Raw genomic sequence first — 15,428 nt, 5'->3', positions numbered from 1 at the left:
GTCCTTCGTTTAGTATAGGTTCGAACTTCTGCCTTCTCTATGGCTCAGGAAGGATATGAACCTTCAGTCCATCAAAAGCACACTGTGCGCCGAACTGACCGAGCTCTTCCGCCAACTCATGATGCGGACCAACGGATTGGTGCGAGAAGTGAGTCGCAATGAGCTGCGTCTGATCGGTAATGGCCCCGATGCGCTTCAGCCGTTCCACCATTCGGCCAAAGTCCGATCGATTTAGGTGCTCTTTGCCGGGAGGACGGTTCCAGATCGTCCCCCGTTCCCAGAAAAGTCAGCTTCATGCGTTCCCCTCTTTTAATCAAAATGGAGTTGCTAGGTACCCGATTGATATCCTGCTCCGCCACACCTGCCTCACGGTGTCATCGGATCCTGAGGCGCGGCGGAAGTAAACCGGAAGTTGTCGAAATACAGGGTCTGCGGAGCAGACTGGCGCCACATCCAGATCTCAATGCCTTTGATCCGGCTGAGGTCCAAATTCACCTGCCGAAGCGGTATGCGGACGGTTTCGCCGCTGCCGGCACGAATGTACTGCATGAAGGTATCATCGCTTTTCCCGTCCAGCTGATGAAACTTGACATAGAACTGGGCCGTCTCGCCAGGATTGAACACGTCGAACTCCAGCGTCTCGAATGCCGACCAATCGCTGCTGCGGAATCCTTTCCCTGCGTCAAACAACCGCACATTCGGAAAATTCACGTTTGCCGGGAACACAGCCTTCATGGAGTAGGTTCCCTCGGTGACATTCACATTGGCGAGATCGGTACTCACCGTCTGGGATGTGAAGCGGTTGATCGCTTTTTCGGTTTCGGCATCGTTTAAAGCGACCGTATACGGAGCAAGAGTTTCATATACGACAAGGGTTCGTTTCACGGTTTTGGACGATCCGTCCTTGCTTACGACAATATCCAGCTCGTGGGCACCAGGATCCAGGCTTAGCACTAGCGAAAATTGATCGTGCTCTGTTCCCTCAGCGGTTTTCGGCGCCTGCTGTCCGTTCACCGTTACATCCGAGCCTTTCTCCGCATAGATCGAAACCTCGCGGCTTCCGTCCGCTGGGCTGCCGACCGTAACCAGTACCGGCGCACCCTCCGAAGCAGTAACGATCTCCTGTGCAAGCTCGCTTCGTACCTGCATCACCTTCTTGGGATTCTCTTCGAAGGTTTTGATGTTCTCATACAATCGGTCATAGAATGGGCGCATCGCATCCCGATACGGGAAGGCATCCGCTATGCCCAGCTTCGAGGCCGCTTCGCGCAGCTTCTGCTCATACAGCCACAGGTACTCGTAATCCTCCATGCTCTCGCGGAGCACTTCCAGCCGGATCGTTCCAATCGGGCCATCGATGCCTACTTGCGTTCCAGGATAAAATAAATATCCATCGCCGTTCGCTCCCGGGAATGCCAGCGGATCGGCCCATTCATCACGGCTCACGTATTTCTTCTGTGCGGCATCATACTTCTGGAACTGGGTCGTTGCCCAATATAACGTGCCCTCTACGCCATGATCGCGCTGCATCCAGGTTAACAGCCGCGTTCCAACCAAGTCGTCATCCAGATGATAGGAAGGAAACGGATGTTTCGGCTTCACATAGGTGTACCACCAAACCGAATCGCCTGCGGCCTGCCGTTCCTTGGCGAAAGCCTCATCGAACTTCTCAATATCCGCTACCCAAATATCCACATCCCCGATCAATTCGTCGACCGGCTGGATCGTAACCAGATGCGGAACATCGGGAGCCGCCTGTTCCAGAGCATCATTGATCTGCTTAACACGCTCATATTTATCGCGTGCCGGTTCATCGATCTCGGACACATAATAATAGGCTTTGGACAGCAGGCCAGCGTCCCTTAAACGATCCACCAGCTGCTTGTTCCGCTGTATATCCGGCTGCCCGTCAGCTGTCCGGTAATACGGCAAGCGGTAGGCGGATATTCTCGGATCGTTTACATACTTTGGCGCACGTTCAATGTAGCTGTCGATGTCGGAGTCCGGGATCGGCAAGTATCCCGGCGTCAGACGATGCTCAACGGATGCGTAGTAGTATTTCTCGATGTACTTCCACGCCTCCTCGCCCACGACATTGCCGTGAGCTTCCTGAATCGGTCCGCCCCAGACCCCGAAGTTCGTTTTAGCATGGCTTTCATCTGTCAGCTCGAAATCCCAAACGTTGAGTTCGATCGGGACTCGGACCGGGTTTCCTGTCTCGTGCAGCGTCATTTCTCCAGTATACGTACCGGGATGCTGCCCTTTTGGGACATAGATTTTGAACCAGATCCCTTGATTATGTCCTTCTGCTACTTCCAACTGGCCATTCAAAGGGATCAGGGCATCCGGATACCAACCTTTCGGATAGGCCGGTGTTGTGGAAGTCTTTACTTCAATATAATGCTGTTTGAACAATTCAATATGTTCTTTGCCGATTTTGGCATTTCCGTCCGTAAGCTTCAGATCGCTCATGGATACCTGCAGCTTGCGTAAAGCATGATTGGCTTTTAAGATGACCTGGCCGCTCTCATATTCATTGCGTGCGGCTCCGATCCGAATGATGGAATTCGGTTCGCCCGGAAAAGCCTGATCCCGCATCACCTTCTCCGTATTGGTCGGCACCCACACATCGAACAGGGCGCCCTGGCTGGCCGCGGCTGAACCGGGCAGGAAAGACGTCAACAGCAGCATCACCGACAGCAGAGACAAGCAAGCCTTTTTCCACATCACCATGCCCTCCTATTCGGCCTTGTACCGATCATATGCGGCTGTATAGATTTCGAGATACTGCAACAATCCCATTTTCTCAATGGTGCTTACATATTTATCCCATTCGCTGAACGGTACGTCACCTACAACAAATTTGGCCGTCATTTCATCGACATATTTATTAATGTCCGTATGAAGCGGCGTGAATTGGGTAAGTTCCTCCTGAGTATACGTAAACTGAGGCCATACCTCCTCCGGCCACTGGCCTTCAACTTTCGCCGCAGCTGCGAGGCTTGGCTCCGTCGCTTCACCGGCCTTGAAGGTTTTGTCCGTCAGCATCGCCGGGTAGAACCCGCCTGCCCATGACACGAATTTTGACTGCTCCTTCAGCGCTTCCTCGGTGTATTCAATCGAACCGTCAGGGTTCTCCACATAACTGACATCCTTCACGCCCATGAAGAACAGCTTGCTGCCCTCCTCGCTGTAGAAGTGATCAATCCAGCGGACCGTCGCTTCCGGATGCTGGTTTTTATCGGTGATGACAAAAGCCCCAACATCGATCAGCGGAGAACGCGCTCTTGAGAAAATCTGGTCCCCATAAGGTCCCTTAAGCGTCGGAGCACCTACAAAATGCTCAATCGTTACGCCGCCAATCGCATGCGGACTGTTCGTTTCCGCGGAACCGACAAGCCCTTCATCCATCAGCGCGTTCACCTGAGGACCTTCGATGGTCATAATATCCTGAACCATGAGGCCTTCCTTGTACAATTTGTTCAAGTATTCCAACACTTCTTTATATCTTGGATCGGTCGGGATAAACCGGAGCTTGCCGGACTGCGGATCCATATCCATCCGCCCATGGATATTCCCCCGATTGCCGAGCCCCCATGCTCCCTTGAGCTCATCAAGCAAGGATCCAATGCCGCTGCCGGCATACGGAATTTCGTCCGCTTTGCCGTTCTTGTTCGGGTCCTGGGTCTTGACCGCCTTCAAGTATTCATAATATTCGTCCGTCGTTTCGGGCTCCCTCATGCCGAGCGCGGTAAGAAACGCTTGGTTGTACCACAGCTTCGTTCCAATAAGCACCGATTTAAAGTTCGGGTCGTAGAACGTCGGGAAGGAATAGATGTTGCCGTCAGGCATCGTCAATCCTTTCTTGACCTCCGGATGCTCCTCCAGGAGCTTCTTGAAATTCGGCGCATACTGGTCGATCAAATCATTAAGCGGAATAAAAATGCCCTGGCTTCCATAATTCATCAAATCATTCGCAGACAGCCGCGCCGTGTGGAAGGCATCCGGATAATCGCCGCCGGACAGCACCAGATTCCGTTTCTCCGCTAGGCTCTCTGCAGGCGTCAATTGAAAATCGACTTCGATGTTCGTTTGCTTGGCATATTCCTTCCATACCGGGAGCGAGTTCCAGTCCGCTGGAGCCGAAGCGGCTTTCCCTGCGAAGAACGTAAGCTTGATGGGCTCCTCCACGATCGGAAACCCTGTAGGATTTACAGCCGTTTGCTGCTTAGGCTGCTCCTCCGCCGCCGGCTTTCCTCCGCTACCGCACGCGGTAACAAGACTTGCGGTCAACACGCCTGTAAGCAGGATTGAAGCGAACCGCTTGAAATGATTCCTCATCTTTTCTCAAACCTCCACTTTTCAAAAATATATTGCGAAACAAGAGCCGTTTTCTAACCCTTGAGAGCGCCGATCATCATACCCTTGACAAAATACTTTTGAAGGAACGGATATAGCAGCAGTACAGGCAAATTGGCCACAATGACGATGGCGTATTTAATCGCCTCGGCTTCCATCAGATGCTTCTGCACCGATAAATCCATGCTTCCGGCCATCTGATCTACTTGGGATTTGATCAGGATTTCCCTCAAGAACAGCTGCAGCGGGTATTTATCCCGATCATTCAGATAGATGAGTGCGTTGAAATAGGAATTCCAGTGCCCCACGCTGTAAAACAAAATCATAACCGCGATGATCGGCATGGAGAGAGGGAGCACGATTCTCCAGAGCGTCTGCATATTGGAGCAGCCGTCGATCGAAGCCGATTCCTGGATCTCGTTCGGAATGGAGGTCTGGAAGAAGGTGCGCATGATGATGATGTTCCAGACCGATACTGCGCCAGGAATGACCAGCGCCCACATCGTGTTGATCATCCCAAGGTTTTTCACGAGCAAATACGTTGGGATGAGACCTCCGCTGAAAAACATTGTGAATACGATATAAGCCGTGATGACATTTCGACCCGCGAAATCTTTGCGTGATAACGGATAGGCTGCAAATATGGTCATAACCAGATTGATCGCGGTGCCCGCAAACGTGTACAGCAGCGTGTTCGCGTAGCCAGTCCATATTTCCTTATTCGCAAATACCAGCTCGTAGCCGATAAAGGACAAATCCTTCGGAAACAGCCACATTTCTCCTCTCGATACGGTGAGCGGATCGCTGATCGAGGCGCTGATGACAAAAATCAGCGGATATAAGACAAGCAGCAGAATAATGGAAAGCAATATATAGATAACAATGAGTGTCATACGATCCTGGACGGATTCTTTCACCCTGATCCCCTCCTTACCATAGGCTGGTTTCATTGACTTTTTTGGCGATTCGGTTCACAAGCACGAGCAGCACCAGGTTAACCAAGGAGTTAAACAAGCCGACGGCGGCGGAGAAGCTGTACTGTGCACCCAGAATCCCCTGTGTATACACATAGGTGGAGATCACTTCGGAGCTCTCGATATTCAGATCGTTCTGCATCAAATAAATTTTTTCAAAGCCGACGCCCATGATTTGCCCGACATTCAAAATAAGCAGAATGACGACGGTCGGCATAATGCCCGGCAAGTTGATCTTCCAAATCCGCTGAAGCCTGCTGGCTCCATCCACTTTAGCCGCTTCGTGCAGCGTCGGATCGATCCCGGCGAGCGCCGCAAGATAAATGATGGAGCTCCATCCCATGCCCTGCCATACACCGGAAAATACATAAATCGATTTGAACCATCCAGGTTCCGTCATGAATGAGATGCGTTCACCGCCGAAAAAGGTAATAAGGTGGTTAATGATGCCGTTTTGAGGTGAGAGAAAAATGATGATGAGTCCTACCATGACGACCGTTGATAGGAAATGGGGAGCGTAAGTAACCGTCTGGACAAAACGCTTGAAATGACTGTTGCCGACTTCATTGAGCAAGAGTGCCAGGATGAGAGGAATCGGAAACCCGATGGCTAGCTGATACAAACTGATGCCGAGTGTATTCAGAATCAATCGGTCAAAATAAAAGCTGTTAAAAAAACGCTCAAAATGATCAAACCCGATCCATTCGCTGGCCCATATTCCCTTGGCCGCCACAAAGTTTTTGAATGCGATCTGTATGCCGTACATCGGCAGGTAATCAAAGATGAAGAAATAAAGAACGACAGGAGTAATGAGCAAATATAATTCCCAATTTTTACGGAATGTTCGGCGAAACGCCCTCCACTTCGAGGGCACAGCTTCTCGGGCCTCCGTTCGCCTGACAGGTGCTGTATTCACTAAGAATCCCCCTCCTTGCATTGTTGGAGCACATGGTTCTATCGACATGACCTGTCGATCAAATTCCGGATATGCTGCTCTTCTGACCAAGCATCCAGGGCTCCGGATCCTTTACATAGACTAACTGGCCTCCCTTTCTCATCGATTCCGTTGCGGCAACGCCAACCGCTACGCTCATGCGGCCTGCGATCGGTTCGGCGATGGGCTCCTTATTTTCCAGAATCATATCCAGAAAATCCTCGCAAATGATCGGATCGGCTCCGTTATGCGAACCCTCGGCTTTCTTAATTTCGTAAATTTGGTCGGAGAGATCCCGCCACGTTTGGGACTTGCGCGTTTTGACGTAAACCCGCTGTGCGATCTCATCATTCTCGATGCGGCCCTCGGTGCCGATAATGGTGTAGTTCCGCTGATAGTCAGGTGTGAAGTGACACTGCATGTAGGAGGCTTTGATCCCCCCATCCAGCTCCATTAACACCATGCTGTTGTCCTCCACGTCAATTTCCTTGCGGAAAGCACATTGCACAAGCGGGCCGGAACGATATTCGGGACAAGTCGCTTTCTCGCTGCATTCCGGGCATGTGAGCTCATTCGGCTTCGTTCCGCCAAAGTAATCAACTCCGCCAAAAGCGGCCACTTTCTTCGTATATCGCCCGGTCAGCCAGTGAATCAGGTCGATATCATGGGAAGCCTTCTGCAGCAGCAGCGAGGTTGTATTCCTTGAGCTGCCGTGCCAGCTGTGATAGTAGTAATCACTTCCCAAGCCGACGAAGTGTCTAACCCATACCGATTTCACCTCCCCGATCTCCCCGCTGGCAATAATCTCCTTCATCGTGCGGTACATATTCATATAGCGCATATTAAAACCGATCATGAAGTGTTTCCCTGACTGAGCCCAAGCCGTCAATATCCGGTCACAGCCTTCTACCGTAATGGATAACGGCTTCTCGCAGTACACATGCTTTCCGGCCTGCAGCGCTGCAACCGCGATTTCATCATGGCTGTCATCGGGGGTTGTAATCACAATCGCGTCGATATCTTTCCGCTGCAGCAGCTCTCTGTAATCTAGGGTAACCTCCGCTTCTGGGTTAAAATTTTGCTGAAATTTAGTTAGTCTGAGGGGATCGATATCCGCACCTGCAACGACGATGGATCTCCCATTAGGCTGATGCCAATACTTCGTGAAACCCGATCTCCAGCCGAGTCCAATGATTCCTAGTCGAATTTGTTTCATTCACTTCTTCCTCCGCCAATTATATTTGGCCCCAAACTCCTATCCAATTTTCCTATAAGGGTATAAAAAGAGGGAGGCACCGTTACTAGCACCTCAGTTATTTATATATGTGCACTCTTTTTATTTCCGAAAATAGTCCGAAGACTGCCGCAGCATCAACTGATAAGGCACAAACAGCTTGAATGGCAAGGGATTCTTGCCCTCGATTTGATCGATCAACACCTTGGCGGCCATCATGCCGATTTCCTCCTTTGGAATATGAACGGTCGATAGCGGAGGCGAGGTGTACTGCGATACCTCGATGTTATCCAATCCCACGAAGGCCACATCCTGAGGAACATGAAGCCCATGCTCCGCCGCCGCCCTCATGGCGGATATCGCCATCATATCGCTCGCAGCGAACATGGCGGTTGGCCGTTCATGCTCCGGGAGGCTTAGGAGCTCGTAAACAAGTGTATAGCTGTTATTGACATCCCAGCCTGTATTCACCACCAGCCGAGGGTCAATGTCCAGCCCCGCTTCTTCCATTGCATAATGGTAACCGCGATACCGCTTCTCCCGCTCGAGATCCCCGGTCAGTCCCGCCCCACCGATAAAGCCGATCCGGCGATGCCCCCGTTCGATCAAATGCTGTACGGCTGATTTCGCCGCAGCCACGCGGTCATAGAGAATCACAGGCACGGTTGTATCGGATATGTCGATACCTACAACCGAGGGAACTGCTTGCTTGATAAATTCATACACATTCGGGTCAATCCCCTCGATGATAATCATGCCATCGAGCTGGGCATCCTGTGCAAGCTTGTTCATCGCTCCTTCACCCTTGATTTCATCCATCGTGAGCACATAAGTGAGCACGCTGTTCAGCTCGGACAGCTTTGTCTCAATCCCCTGTAAAATCGGCGAGAAATAAGGATGGTTATACTTGTTTTGTGTAACCGACACGATGCAGCCAATCTGACGATATTCTGTTGTCTGTGGGGGATTATCCTTCTTTAAAGTCGGCCGCCCGGATTCATAGAGGGCATAGCCAAGCTCTTTGGCCGCCTCGACAATTTTGGTGCGGGTAGCCTGACTGATGTGCCGGCTCGTATCGTTATTGATGACACGCGATACCGTGGAGATCGATACTCCAACATGGTTTGCTATATCCTTTAAAGTAGCAATAATGGAACTCTCCTTTCTCTCAATCCGCGATCCAAAAAACATTTCAGAAAGTATATGTACCCAAACTTAATTTGATTTGGCCCAAACAACAACTGCTGCTAACGCCATGATAACAGCCGTTTCTGGTTACTGTCAAAGAGTTTTTTGTTAATTGACCGTAAATTTTTTGGATGATATTTGGGCCCAAAATTAACATTGAGATAACAATAAGCTCAAATTTAGCTGTCCACCTCCCTTATCGAAAAAATGCTCTGGCTTTGCGTAAACCCATCCTCAAGGAGATTTAATGTCCCGTTCTTTGGACTAAAAATCATATGCGATTCTTAAAAGCATCTCCTGAACCTTTGTAGACTGACCTATTTATAATAAAAAAACCGCCCCTCTCGGGAGCGGTCACAGGAACACAAGTATCATTAAAGACTCTATACTTACCTCTTATTCAAAAGCCGGCAGCGCAATCTCAGAGTAGTTATCCTCGAAGAACTTTTTCACTTCCGGGCTGGTCATTGCCTTGGCAAGCTTCTGGATCGGCTCGGAATCCACATTATCTTTACGGGCCACCAGCGTAATGGTGAATTCGGAGTCGTTGCCTTCGGTTACGAGAGCATCTTTCTTAGGGGTAAGTCCCAGCGGTTTCGCGTATGCCGGCGTCATGGCAACCATATCGACGTCGTCGAGCGTACGGGCCAGCATGAGCAGATCCACCTCGGTGAACTTGTATTTATGCGGATTCTCCACGATATCCGCCTGCGTCGCTTGAATGCCGACGCCTTCCTTCAGCTTAATCAGGCCGTTCTTCTCGAACATCACCAGGGATCGGCCGATGTTGGAAGGGTCGTTAGGAATCGCGATGCTTGCACCGTCCGGAAGCTCCTCGATGGTCTTATATTTTTTGGAGTAGGCTCCAAAAACGGCATTATAGATCGGCGTGACCGGAACCAATTCAGAGCCGTTGTTCGCATTGTACTCTTCCATGTACGGCACATGCTGGAAGAAGTTCGCATCTACCTCTTTATGGGCCAGCGCATTGTTCGGCTGCACATTATCGGACAAGATCTGGATTTCAAGGTTGATGCCTTCTTCCTTCAGCATCGGCTTCACCAGATCAAGCACCTCGGTCATTGGCGGAATGAGCGTTGCGACTTTTAATGTAACTTCTTCCGCGGCATCGGGTGCAGCACTCTCCGGAGCCTTGTCCTTGGCAGGTTGCTGCCCGCAGCCTGCCAGCACCAGCAAGAGGGTCAGCATCAGCAGCATTAATTTCTTATTCATCGTTTGGTTACCTCCAGTTAAAATATAATCGGTGTACATGCGTTCAAAAAATAGAATTAAACTTTTCTCTTATCGAGCAGTCTGGATGCCAGGTTCCCTCCAAACTGGATGGACTGTACCAGAATGATCATAATGATGATTGTAAATGACATAAGCTCTCCCTCAAATCGCTGGTACCCGTAACGGATCGCGAAGTCTCCGACGCCACCCCCACCCACGATCCCCATCACCGTAKAGTACGAGATAAAACTGATCGTGGATGTTGTCAGCCCAAGCACAAGGCCCGAGCGGGCCTCTACATACAGGAATTTGTATATCATCTGGAGTGTGGATGCCCCCATGGAAGCGGCCGCCTCCATCACTTCCTTCGGCACCTCCAGCAAGGATTGCTCTACCAGCCTTGAATAGTAAGCCACCGCAACGACGGATAAAGGAACCGCAGCGGCCAGCGTCCCCAGGGAAGTACCGACGATCCATCTCGTGACCGGTATCATAATGACAACCAGAAGCAGAAACGGGAATGACCGTATGACGTTAACCAAGGCATTCAAAATGGAGAATAGAAGGCGATTCTCATACTGCTGGCCTTTTCGACACAAAAATAGCAGTGTTCCTACCGGAAGACCCAGTATTATAGCGGCAGCAATCGATATGCCCACCATGATGAACGTCTCGCCAATCGCCCGCCAGATTTCATTCTGATACTGCAGGACATAGGCAAAATAATCACTTAAATATGGAATGATGTCATTCATGGAACTAACAATCCCCCACTTTCCCTGCACCGTCCATTGAAGATCCGGAACCCCGAGAAGTCTCTCCATCGCTTAGCTGATTGCGGTACGTTCTGCTCAGACGTCCGTTCTCCATAACGGACACCTGGTCGCAAATGTCGTTCACCACGTCCATCTCGTGGGAAACGATTACGATGGTTACCCCCAGCGTTCGGTTGATATGCCGGAGCACCTCCAGAATATCCGCGGTTGTCTGGGGATCCAAGGAAGAGGTCGGCTCATCGCACAACAAGACGGTCGGCGAATTGGCTAACGCTCTGGCAATCGCTACCCGCTGCTTCTGCCCGCCGCTTAGCTGAGCCGGATACGACTTCGCTTTATCCTCAAGTCCGACAAAACGCAGAACCTCCTGGACACGATTCGCCCGTTCGATCTTCGGTACCTTTGCGAGCTCAAGCGGCATCGAAACATTGCCCCATACTGTCCGGTTGCTGACCAGCTGGAACAGCTGAAAGATCATGCCAATCGATCTTCTTGCCTCCCGAAGCTCCCTGCCGCCAAGGGAGGTCAGCTCCTGACCATTCACCACGACTCGGCCGGAATCCGGTCTCTCCAGTACATTCATGATGCGCAGCAGCGTCGATTTTCCAGCTCCGCTCGTGCCGATGATTCCGTGTATGCTTCCCTCCTCAATATGAAGAGAGACAGCGTCTATCGCCTGATAACGGTCACTTCCGCTGCCAAAGCTTTTACTGACCTCTTGCAGTGAGATCATGATAATCCCCCTCCTTGCACATGAAGAAAGCCCGCTTGGCTATGCAGCCTGCGAGCATGTTATGCTGCAACAACTATTGAATCATACCATAATTTTAGACAAAATGTGACACCACTTCTTGGCGGACTCTAACTTCCTCGTGATCAACGCATACCTACGCGAGTACCGGACTTACAGGGTGAATGCAGGATTCGATGATTCTGCTGGTTAAGAGGGGCATTCAGGACAAATAAAGCTGATGCCCATACATGCCCGTTAACCGTTCTACCGCTTTGTTCAGCAAGCTCTCTTCAAAGCCCTCCAAGCCTTCGATGGCTTGGATTTTATCCGCCGGCGGCATCTCCTTCTGAAGATGCAAGCTCCAGTTCACGATTGCCTGTATGGCATCTTCATGCTCGAACTGGCCGTAATAAATATGTGCTTTGTACAGATAGCTGTCGGCATGCTCCGGAACCAGCCTCAGTACCTCGTCAAAAGCAGCCAATGCCGCATCTTCGTCCTGATCCTTGTAATAAATCTGTCCCAGTCTGAAATAAGCGCCCGGATGACCCGGCGAAAGCTCCAGCACTTGCAGCGTATCTTCCTTCGCCCGCGCATAATCCGCCATCGAATAATAGATTCCGCTTCGCAGGCTGTAGAGGCTGCCTTGCCCCGGGTTCAAACTGAGCCCTTGAGCGCAGTCCGCTAATCCCCGTTCCAGCTGTCCGGTCTCCACAAAGCAAACGGCACGAAACTCGTAAAATCTCGGGTTCGACGGATGCGCCTGGATCGCCTGGGAATAAGCATCGATGGCGAGATCCCACATGCCCATCTCCTTATAGATATGGCCGCTGGCCGCCAAATACGTCGGATGCTCGGAGAAGGACTCCTCCTGCTTAACCGCTTCCTGCAGTTCAAGCAGCGCTTCCTCATTGCGTCCCTGAAGATAGAGCACATAACTCAGCTTGTTGCGGATTTCAGTCCCGTCCTGAAGCGCGGCTGCTTCCTTCAGAGCCTGCTCCGCAGATAGCAGATCATTCATCTCCATGTAAATATCGGCGCGCTGCACATAGTTGGGTGCATCATCATTCTCAAGCTTAAGCAGCTTGTCATTGATCGCCAGCGCCTCCTCCTGACGACCCAGCCGGTAATAGCAGTCGGCCATCCAATAGCAGGCCAGCGGGGAGTCCGGCTGTCTTGCATACAACTTCGAAATCAGCTCGTAGGCCTGATCCTCCAGACCATCCTCGCGATAAATCCGGGCCATGTCGAAATACGCGCGGTAATCGTCCGGCGCCGCTTCAATCGCCCATTCCAAATCCGCTTTGGCTGCATTTTTGTTACCGGACCGGTTAAAGACCTCCGCTCTCTTTAAGTAAAGCTCGTATGAATCCGGATACCGTTCAATGGCCTCCGATAGATAGTGCTCGGCCTGTCCCATGTCCCCAAGCTGCACGTACAGGTCCGCCATAGATTTCCGAAAGGAATACGCCTCCCGCACTTGCCGCTGAAACGTCTGAAATGCACCATAGCTGTAGTTGGTGCTGCCTGCAAACAGCGCATATCCGCCATCCGCTTCCGCTTCATACCGATCGGCCAGCTGGATTCCCTCCTGCAGAACACCCACGGCTTCCTGCACATGATCCATCAGATCCAGGGATACGGACAGCATGTAATAATACATCGGGATGGCGCGTTCCGGCTCCTGGATGCTTAGGCGAAAATAGTGCGCCGCTTCCGCCGGATTGCCGCTCTCGTAAAAGGTCATGCCCAGCTCATAATAAGTTGAAATAACCGTGCTCCTGTCCTCTCTCTTAATGCTTTCCTTCAGATCGCGGATCGCCTCTTCATATTGATTCAAATCCTTGTGGGCAATCCCCCGGGTATACCAATTCATATAATTGTCGGCATTCAACCGAATCGCTTCATTTAGATCCTCAATGGCCTCGCGCTCCCGGTTCAGCTCACGCAAAATATGAGCGCGCCGCTCATAAGCGCGATGGCTTCCGCTCGTATCGATCACGCGCCCCAAATAAGTTACGGCCTCTTCCGAATGGCCGCTGTTGTGCAGCAGCTCCGCATAGTGCAGCTTATCATTGAAACTGGTAATGGCACTTTCGCCTTTTCTCATATATTTAAGGGCTTGTTCAAAATCCCGCTTCTTTCTGTAATGGTTACCGATACGGAACCAGATCCGCTTCATCAACTTCATGGTGGCTCATCCTTTATATGTAGATGTTATTCTTGGGCTCGTATGATCAGAGCAGAGGTTTCCTTCCTCTATCTCTCTATTATACTTCCTCTTTGTCCATTTGCACCCAAATTAAAGAGGAACCCTGCAGGCTCCTCTTTAGGTGTGTATCCTATTATATTGTACAAGGTTACCAAAAATGTCCAACGAAAGAAATACATGCGTTATTTAGTGAAACGTTTTGCTTTATTCTGCTTACGAACTTTTCCCCCATAGTATGCTGCTGTACCCAGTGAAATTCCCCAGATCAGAAAGAGCGCATACCAGAAGTATCCCCACACCGCCATGGGGCTTGCATCTTGATCGGCATACATGGGGGCCGACTGAACGCGGCCGACCGCCAACAAATACTGCATGACGAAGTAAGTAAATCCCCATAATGACAACAAAACAGAACCGATGGCAGCTGGTATAATTAGCAACCATTTCGGTAAGCGCAGCCCCCACGGTCTGGCAAAAGCAAGCGCGAATACGGCTGCCAATAAAGCCAGGGTACCCATTCCCCAGTAACCGATCACGTGCGTCCAAAATTCATCAGGCGCTTCCTGGAAATCCCCTGGGAATGCAAACCCGATGCCAAGTCCCCACCAGAAATGGGGGAGGGCATACATAACAGCGGCAATGCAAGCCGTATACCCGGCTTTTTTCATTCTTGAATGATTCATATCAATCACCTCAAGCTCATCATACTTAACGAAAAGAGCATTCAGATGACTTGAAGTTTAAGTTTAGTTTAAATATGCGATAGGGCCCACTCTTGGCTCTGTTCAGTACACCTTATGAATCACATCTTCGAAATCAGGATCTTCCATATCGATATCATCCAGCTCGCCCCAGCGGCCCAGCTCTTTAAAAATATCAAGCGTATTCATCTCGCGGCGGTTCACCTCAATGGTGACGGTGTTATCCAGCGTGCTTGTCACCCGAATCGGGACGGTAAAAGCCTCTTCACCTAAAAATTCCTCGGGAATTACAAAAGGACCGCGGAAAGTGACGGTGATCACGGTAGGCAGCCCGATGGTGTCTCGTAATGACTTTACCGTCCCATCATAAGACAGCTCGCCGTTGTTAATGACCATCACGCGATTGCACAGCTGTTCGATATCATCCATGTCATGCGTCGTGAGCAGTATGGTCTTGCCGAATTGCTCGTTGATCAGCTTGAGAAAACGGCGGATGTTCCGCTTGGCGTTTACGTCCAGACCGATCGTCGGCTCATCCAGGAACAGCACGTCCGGATCATGCAGCATCGCGGCGGCGAGGTCGGCGCGCATGCGCTGGCCGAGCGACAGCTTGCGCACAGGCGTTTCCCAGAACGCCTGTAAATCCAGCAATTCGGCAAACTGTCCGAGTCTGCGCTCCTTGTCCGCCTGATCCACGCTGTACATTTTAGCCAAAATATCGTAAGAATCCTTCACCGGCAGGTCCCACCACAGCTGGCTCCGCTGACCGAATACGACGCCCAGGTTGTTCACGACGCTGCGCCGCTCCTTGTGCGGATTCATGCCTCCGATCGATACGTGACCCGAGGTCGGGTGGAGAATGCCGGTCAGCATTTTGATGGTGGTGGATTTGCCGGCCCCGTTCGGTCCGATGTATCCGACGAATTCCCCCCGCTCCACTTGAAAGCTGATTCCCTTCACGGCTTCCTTCGTCCGGTATTCTCTCGTGAACAGGGTTCGCAGCCCGGAGAAACGCCCCTCCTTCACAACCGGCGTTTTGAACTCCTTGCGTATGTCGTGGACTTCAATCATTGACGCGTTCCTC

At 51.1% G+C, this 15,428-nt stretch carries 13 protein-coding genes; all 13 read right to left on the bottom strand.

All coding sequences use genetic code 11. The annotated features are described in order from the left end of the window. Window positions 1-37: 37 nt before the first annotated feature. Window positions 38-211 carry a hypothetical protein gene (locus ACPV3A_RS11765; protein ID WP_426199725.1) on the bottom strand — a complete coding sequence of 58 codons (174 nt, stop codon included), beginning with the start codon at window positions 209-211 and terminating at the stop codon, window positions 38-40. A 155-nt stretch (window positions 212-366) separates the two neighbouring features. Then, window positions 367-2,727 carry a glycoside hydrolase domain-containing protein gene (locus ACPV3A_RS11760; protein WP_426199724.1) on the bottom strand — a complete coding sequence of 787 codons (2,361 nt, stop codon included), beginning with the start codon at window positions 2,725-2,727 and terminating at the stop codon, window positions 367-369. Between the two features lie 12 nt (window positions 2,728-2,739). Next, window positions 2,740-4,341 carry an extracellular solute-binding protein gene (locus tag ACPV3A_RS11755; RefSeq protein WP_426199723.1) on the bottom strand — a complete coding sequence of 534 codons (1,602 nt, stop codon included), beginning with the start codon at window positions 4,339-4,341 and terminating at the stop codon, window positions 2,740-2,742. 53 nt (window positions 4,342-4,394) lie between these two features. Further along, window positions 4,395-5,252 carry a carbohydrate ABC transporter permease gene (locus ACPV3A_RS11750; RefSeq protein WP_426199764.1) on the bottom strand — a complete coding sequence of 286 codons (858 nt, stop codon included), beginning with the start codon at window positions 5,250-5,252 and terminating at the stop codon, window positions 4,395-4,397. Between the two features lie 37 nt (window positions 5,253-5,289). Next, a complete protein-coding gene (locus ACPV3A_RS11745; RefSeq protein ID WP_426199721.1) occupies window positions 5,290-6,249 on the bottom strand; it encodes an ABC transporter permease in 960 nt (319 codons plus the stop codon). Window positions 6,250-6,307: 58 nt separating this feature from the next. Beyond that, the gene (locus ACPV3A_RS11740; RefSeq protein ID WP_426199720.1) at window positions 6,308-7,483 is read right to left on the bottom strand and encodes a Gfo/Idh/MocA family protein; all 1,176 of its coding nucleotides are present in this window, start codon (window positions 7,481-7,483) and stop codon (window positions 6,308-6,310) included. Between the two features lie 120 nt (window positions 7,484-7,603). After that, on the bottom strand, window positions 7,604-8,692 hold the full coding sequence (locus tag ACPV3A_RS11735) for a LacI family DNA-binding transcriptional regulator (protein WP_426199719.1): 1,089 nt from the start codon (window positions 8,690-8,692) through the stop codon (window positions 7,604-7,606). Between the two features lie 393 nt (window positions 8,693-9,085). Further along, window positions 9,086-9,922 (bottom strand): MetQ/NlpA family ABC transporter substrate-binding protein, encoded by an 837-nt coding sequence (locus ACPV3A_RS11730; protein WP_426199718.1) that lies wholly within the window; start codon window positions 9,920-9,922, stop codon window positions 9,086-9,088. 56 nt (window positions 9,923-9,978) lie between these two features. Beyond that, window positions 9,979-10,677 carry a methionine ABC transporter permease gene (locus ACPV3A_RS11725; RefSeq protein WP_426199717.1) on the bottom strand — a complete coding sequence of 233 codons (699 nt, stop codon included), beginning with the start codon at window positions 10,675-10,677 and terminating at the stop codon, window positions 9,979-9,981. Window positions 10,678-10,681: 4 nt separating this feature from the next. Continuing rightward, window positions 10,682-11,431, bottom strand: a complete 750-nt coding sequence (locus ACPV3A_RS11720) for a methionine ABC transporter ATP-binding protein (RefSeq protein WP_260066969.1) — start codon at window positions 11,429-11,431, stop codon at window positions 10,682-10,684. 220 nt (window positions 11,432-11,651) lie between these two features. Continuing rightward, window positions 11,652-13,622: a tetratricopeptide repeat protein gene (locus tag ACPV3A_RS11715; RefSeq protein ID WP_426199715.1), complete on the bottom strand. Its 1,971-nt coding sequence runs from the start codon at window positions 13,620-13,622 to the stop codon at window positions 11,652-11,654. A 203-nt stretch (window positions 13,623-13,825) separates the two neighbouring features. Further along, on the bottom strand, window positions 13,826-14,326 hold the full coding sequence (locus ACPV3A_RS11710) for a DUF3995 domain-containing protein (protein WP_426199714.1): 501 nt from the start codon (window positions 14,324-14,326) through the stop codon (window positions 13,826-13,828). 102 nt (window positions 14,327-14,428) lie between these two features. After that, window positions 14,429-15,415: an ABC transporter ATP-binding protein gene (locus ACPV3A_RS11705; protein WP_426199713.1), complete on the bottom strand. Its 987-nt coding sequence runs from the start codon at window positions 15,413-15,415 to the stop codon at window positions 14,429-14,431. Window positions 15,416-15,428: the final 13 nt, after the last annotated feature.

Origin of the sequence: Paenibacillus sp. Dod16 (assembly GCF_049893405.1) — a bacterium.
GTDB lineage: Bacteria > Bacillota > Bacilli > Paenibacillales > Paenibacillaceae > Paenibacillus_AQ.
This window is presented reverse-complemented; position numbering and strand designations above follow the sequence as displayed.